This is a genomic window from Okeania sp. SIO2F4 (genome assembly GCF_010672385.1).
Lineage (GTDB): Bacteria > Cyanobacteriota > Cyanobacteriia > Cyanobacteriales > Microcoleaceae > Trichodesmium.
In genome coordinates this window covers 1-5,128 of sequence record NZ_JAAHGT010000709.1, presented here as the reverse complement: position 1 = coordinate 5,128, position 5,128 = coordinate 1, and the positions used below count along the sequence as shown (strand labels likewise).

The window sequence follows — 5,128 nt, the reverse complement described above, 5'->3', positions numbered from 1 at the left end:
TAAAGGTCATTTACGACGATTATTCTGGACTCAATTTCAATTATCAAATATCTATAAAAAATTACAAGCAAATCTACTTTTTTCTCCCCTTCCAGAAGCACCATTATATTCTCAGTGTCGTTATATAGTAATGGCTCACGACTTAATTCCTTTGCGTTTTCCCAAACCAGGTTCTCGCTTAACAGCTTATTTCAAATATTATATTCCCCAAGTATTAACTCAGGCAGAACATATTATTTGTAATTCTCAAGCTACCGCAAAAGATATTACTGAATTTTTCCAAATACCACCTAAAAAAATTACACCTATTCCTTTAGGTTATGACTCTCAAAAATTTCAATTCTTAGACTTACCCACAAAAAATTACTTTCTTTATCTCGGTCGCCACGACCATTATAAAAATCTACATCGGTTGATAGAAGCATTTGCTAAATTGCCTAATTTTTCCGAGTATGAATTATGGTTTGCCGGACCTACAGATAATACTTATACACCAACATTAAAAACTCAAATTAAAGAACTAGGTTTAACAAAATCAGTCAAATTTCTTGACTATGTTTCCCCAACAGAATTACCCAAAATAATAAATCAAGCGATCGCTCTAGTTTTTCCTAGTTTGTGGGAAGGGTTTGGTTTTCCAGTATTAGAAGCAATGGGTTGTGGTACCCCAGTTATTACCTCTAGTATTTCATCCCTGCCAGAAGTTGCTGGAGATGCTGCTATTTTAGTTAACCCGAAAAATGTCGGAGAAATAACAGATGCGATGAATATTATTGCTAAAGATGGAGGAGAGCGATCGCGACTCTCGACCTTAAGTTTAGCTAGAGCTAAAGAATTTAGTTGGGAAAAAACTGGTTTAGCGACTAGGGAGGTAATTCAGAGGTGAAATGATGGGAGAATGGGGTGATAGGGTGATATGATGGTCGTGTGATAGGGAGAAGTATATTATGACTGAAAACCGCCAAAATTTAATCAATAACCATAAAGATTTAGAGGTGTATCAAATTGCTTTTAATGCTGTAAGGAGCGTATTTTAGGCGCATAGTTGAGCAGAAAAATCATTCTTACAATTCTTACTCCTACCCCCTCTAAATTCCACTGACTCCTGTCTCCTGTCTCCTGTCTCCTACAAAGAACAAAAAGACTTTCCATAAGCAAACCCTAATTATCAATTAATCAAATGAACATAGAACAAACACTACTCAAAAACTTCAGAGAATTACCGCCAGAAAAACAGCAAGAAATCCTAGATTTTAGTGAATTTCTCAGACAAAAAACTCTAGTAAAACCAGAGGCAAAAATACCACAACAACAGGCAGAAAATTGGAAAAATTGGGCAGAAAGCCAGCCTAAAAATAGCCCTGGCTTACCAGAATCTGCTTTAAAACGAGAAACTATTTATTAAAAATGACTAGGTATTTATTAGATACAAATATTCTTTTAAGAGCCAGCGATCCAACCTCATCCAACTATCAATTAGCTGTTGATTCTGTATTTTTATTACTTAATCAAAACCACGAATGTTTATTAACTGCCCAAGTTCTGATAGAATTTTGGGTAGTGGCTACCCGTCCTCTAGAAGTAAATGGCTTAGGTTGGACTCCTGAAAGAACTCGACAACAAATCAATATATTAATTTCTCAATTCGCTTTATTATCAGAAAATGCAGCAATTTTTACTTATTGGTTAGAGTTAGTTACTACTCACAATATTAGAGGCAAACGAACTCACGATATTAGATTATTAGCCGTAATGAAATCTCATGGAATTAATTGCTTATTAACTTTTAATCCACAAGATTTTATAACTATTCCAGAAATAAAAATTGTCACACCACAGGAGATAATTACCAACTTTTAAGTAAGATATTAGTTAAGTATAGTAGCAAATTATGAATATTATTGGTAATGAGAGGGAGGAGCGATCGCGCCTCTCGACTTTAAGTTTGGCTAGAGCTAAAGAATTTAGTTGGCAAAAAACGGGTTTAGCCACTAGAGAGATAATTCTGAATTATCTGATTCAGGTTTAAATAATTGGAGCGATCGCTCCTTTTTTATTTTGGAAAGCGATCGCCTTTGGTTGATTTGGGTTAGAAGTGTAGTGTCTTGGGTAAAGTTAGAGAATTAGAAAGAGAAAGAACTTTTGAGAGTTTTTACCATACTCAGAAAATCTAATTTTAAATTTTCTTGTATTTATTCCTTGAAAACCTTTCTAAACCGTAGCTTATTGGACAAAGCGTGGTTGATTTGCTGTATTTCTGCTGAAACAAATTATATTTTCATCCCATTCCAAAACCTTGCCCAAAATAGGAACTGATAGGTAACCAAGAGTGAATGCACAAGTATTATGACCGCGAACACCAACCTCAACGTACAGTTGTCCTATTATATCAAAAGTCCATCCAATTGATGGCTCATTACAATCAACCGTGTAATCTCGTTCAGCTACGGGTACATCATCAATCATAGCCTTAAAATGAAAGTGGGCTGAAAAACAGTTACCTGCACATAATTCTACATAGATGTAGATAGAAAATATCTCCCATTCAAAACTAACATCTTCATCCCAACATGAATTTTTACCATCTAACTTTCGGTTTTTACCTCGGTTTACTATGAGTTTTCGATTGTTTTCGTCTTTGGTTGAAGAAAATAAATCAATAAGCTTATTGATTTGATTATCAGATAGGGAAATCTCGTTTCTGGAACAGTAGCTGTCTATATTTTTTTTGAGGACTGATTCGATTGTCATACAGATAATACCATGTTTAATTGACTCTGTGCATTCTTAGCTTTTTTGCTTGCACATCCTTAAGACGATCTCACCAGCACATTTATGATTTTTTAATGTAGGAGAGATAACTGATGCGGTGAATATTATTGCTAATAATGGAGGGAAGCGATCGCGACTCTCAACCTTAAGTTTAGCTAGTAGCTCAAGAGTTTAGTTGGGAAAAAACTGGTTTAGCTACTAGGGAGGTAATTCAGAATTATCTGATTAAGGTTTAAATGATGAGGGCGATCGCTCCTTTTTTGTTTGGGAAACGACGATCGGACTGGGAAACGCGATCGCCCATTTCCTTTCTAAACTTTGCTTTCCTTTATTTAGGAGCAGTATTTCTAGAAATCACTAAGACCTCTAAACCTACACCCTGAACTTGATTTGTTTTATTCGCAGTTATGGTCTGATGATAATTGGTAGTAGTTTCCAACTCACAAGGAGATTGAGGATCGGTTGATTCTAGACTAGACAGTGTATTTTCTATATCTTGACAAATACCACTAATTCCTTCTGAAGCATCAACTTCCACCGATGAAATTAATGAAGTGTTCCCTAGATAAACGTTTATATTTTTGTTATCCTGGCTAGTGTTTTTGATAGTAAGAGTTTCTTTATTATTTTCATTTGTCATTAACACAATGCGACATGGGAGTTCATTCTTAACGTCACAGGTATATGGATCATTATCATCGGCGAACGCTACTCCTACAGACATATTCCATATCAGTAACGTAGCAAGCAACATAGATGCGACAGCTTTGTACAGTATCTTTCTCATTGTGTTCACCTTTTTCTTGTGTTTTTTTTGTGCTATGTAGATCATACATAGACCCTTTCCTTTTAGGTTTAGGATTGGTTTTATGGTTTATGTCTTGATCTACAAATATAAGACGTTTTTTCATCTTCTTTTGTGACAGCTTTTTGTTTTTTTTCTGACACTTCGTTTCCCTATCAGTGTTTAGAGGTCTCCTCATTCAATGCTGTTGTATCCTTTCATTATGAAAACTATTGATCGCCATACTAAACCAATCTCTCACCTACTCATTCAGGAGAAGAGGCAATAACACCACCATTACACCAAAAATTAAACAACGAGTCACATTGAGAAAAGCGATCGCCGAAAAATTACCAAACAAATATTTCGCGCTGCCGTAACCGTTACGCGATATTTGCCCTTCCTATTCCTTTCTAAATCTCATCTACTTTCGATCGCCACACCAAATCAACCTCTGACGGGACCATTTTCGCAAAGAGGCAACAAAAGTAGACCACACCAAAAATATTACCCCCCTGTATCCATCAACGACCTATCCCAACTCCACTGAATATCCTTCAACAAACTCCAAACACTAGGGAAAAGTTTCACCTCTCCCATAAACTGAGATTTTAACCCAGATTTACTATTATCCCCTGTCAAACTCCGCCACATAACATACGGTCTCAACCATCGCATCTGCTCCCTTGATAAACAACAGGAAAAAGATTTTCTCTGGCAACTTTTGCTAGCAGTTGATATGCAACAGGCAAAAAGTGACAAGGAAGAAATTTTTTCAGAGGGTGGGTGGTACAAAAAAAGACTTTTCTGCTCACCTTTGCTTGCTGTTCTATAGAATGGTTGAATAAAATTATTGATTTTATAAATATGTCTATTATCCTTTGATATCGAATCCAGTTGAACATTTGTCACTGCAACGATAGGAAGCAATCTCCTAAACCCCTGAAATTGCTTTATTCCACTCCGTTTCAGTTGCAATGACTTGGATATAGTAATTCTCCGGATTTGATGTGACTCTACTGAACTTTCGACACACCCATCTTTTTCTACCTCAACTACCTCAACACACTCTACTTCTGTTAATTCTGTAGCGTTCCCCTGAATCTTCCGATCGACTTGCTCCCTTGACTCCACAGCACTCTCCACATACTCTTGCTTTTCTGCCTCAACTAAGCGATCGCTCTCCACTTCTACCGATACTATTTCCCTTTCCTGAAAAGTCTGACCTACATTATCCCCTGACTCCACACAACTATCCACAAACTCAGATTTTTCTACCTCTACCACCTCTTCTTGTGATGGGAACCCACCTCTAACCCCTCCCAGGAAAGGAAGGTAGGATGATGGAGAAATAGAATGGCGATCGAATGTAGCGCAATCTTGTTTCGTTCCCGTCTCCAACCCTTTCCTTTCTTCCGACTCAACTTTCTCCTGCTTTTCCTGATTTATCAAGGACTTACGCATGAGGAACCCAATTTCCACGTTTGAGATTGCTTCGCTGCCGCTCGCAATGACAGAAACACCTTGTTTTGCGTAAGTCCTGTTTTTCCTTGGGGTAGACAACTTCCGAGA

7 protein-coding genes are annotated in these 5,128 nt (G+C 37.0%); 4 read left to right on the top strand and 3 right to left on the bottom strand.

Going from position 1 to position 5,128, the window contains the following annotated elements; translation table 11 throughout:
- From F6K22_RS30990 to F6K22_RS30975, 4 genes are all read left to right on the top strand, one after another.
- A partial coding sequence (locus tag F6K22_RS30990; protein WP_293107103.1) for a glycosyltransferase family 4 protein occupies positions 1-886 on the top strand: 886 nt, incomplete at its 5' end.
- A gap of 294 nt (positions 887-1,180) precedes the next feature.
- A complete protein-coding gene (locus tag F6K22_RS30985) occupies positions 1,181-1,405 on the top strand; it encodes a DUF2281 domain-containing protein (protein WP_293107100.1) in 225 nt (74 codons plus the stop codon).
- Positions 1,406-1,407: 2 nt separating this feature from the next.
- Entirely contained in the window at positions 1,408-1,860 is a 453-nt protein-coding gene (locus tag F6K22_RS30980) for a type II toxin-antitoxin system VapC family toxin (protein ID WP_293107097.1), read from the top strand.
- Positions 1,861-1,891: 31 nt separating this feature from the next.
- Positions 1,892-2,029 (top strand): hypothetical protein, encoded by a 138-nt coding sequence (locus tag F6K22_RS30975; protein WP_293107094.1) that lies wholly within the window; start codon positions 1,892-1,894, stop codon positions 2,027-2,029.
- A 194-nt stretch (positions 2,030-2,223) separates the two neighbouring features.
- Here the strand turns inward: F6K22_RS30975 and F6K22_RS30970 are convergent, their stop codons facing one another.
- From F6K22_RS30970 to F6K22_RS30960, 3 genes are all read right to left on the bottom strand, one after another.
- A complete protein-coding gene (locus F6K22_RS30970) occupies positions 2,224-2,751 on the bottom strand; it encodes a hypothetical protein (protein ID WP_293107091.1) in 528 nt (175 codons plus the stop codon).
- A gap of 349 nt (positions 2,752-3,100) precedes the next feature.
- Positions 3,101-3,559, bottom strand: coding sequence for a hypothetical protein (locus tag F6K22_RS30965; RefSeq protein ID WP_293107088.1), 459 nt, complete (start codon positions 3,557-3,559; stop codon positions 3,101-3,103).
- Between the two features lie 504 nt (positions 3,560-4,063).
- Positions 4,064-5,128 (bottom strand): hypothetical protein (locus F6K22_RS30960; RefSeq protein ID WP_293107085.1); only part of this gene is annotated, 1,065 nt, incomplete at its 5' end.

What these genes read in the sequence shown, in the direction of transcription:
- F6K22_RS30985 (WP_293107100.1), top strand. Translation starts at nt 1,181, where the DNA reads ATGAACATAGAACAAACACTACTCAAAAACTTCAGAGAATTACCGCCA.
- F6K22_RS30980 (WP_293107097.1), top strand. Translation starts at nt 1,408, where the DNA reads ATGACTAGGTATTTATTAGATACAAATATTCTTTTAAGAGCCAGCGAT.
- F6K22_RS30975 (WP_293107094.1), top strand. Translation starts at nt 1,892, where the DNA reads ATGAATATTATTGGTAATGAGAGGGAGGAGCGATCGCGCCTCTCGACT.
- F6K22_RS30970 (WP_293107091.1), bottom strand. Translation starts at nt 2,751, where the DNA reads ATGACAATCGAATCAGTCCTCAAAAAAAATATAGACAGCTACTGTTCC.
- F6K22_RS30965 (WP_293107088.1), bottom strand. Translation starts at nt 3,559, where the DNA reads ATGAGAAAGATACTGTACAAAGCTGTCGCATCTATGTTGCTTGCTACG.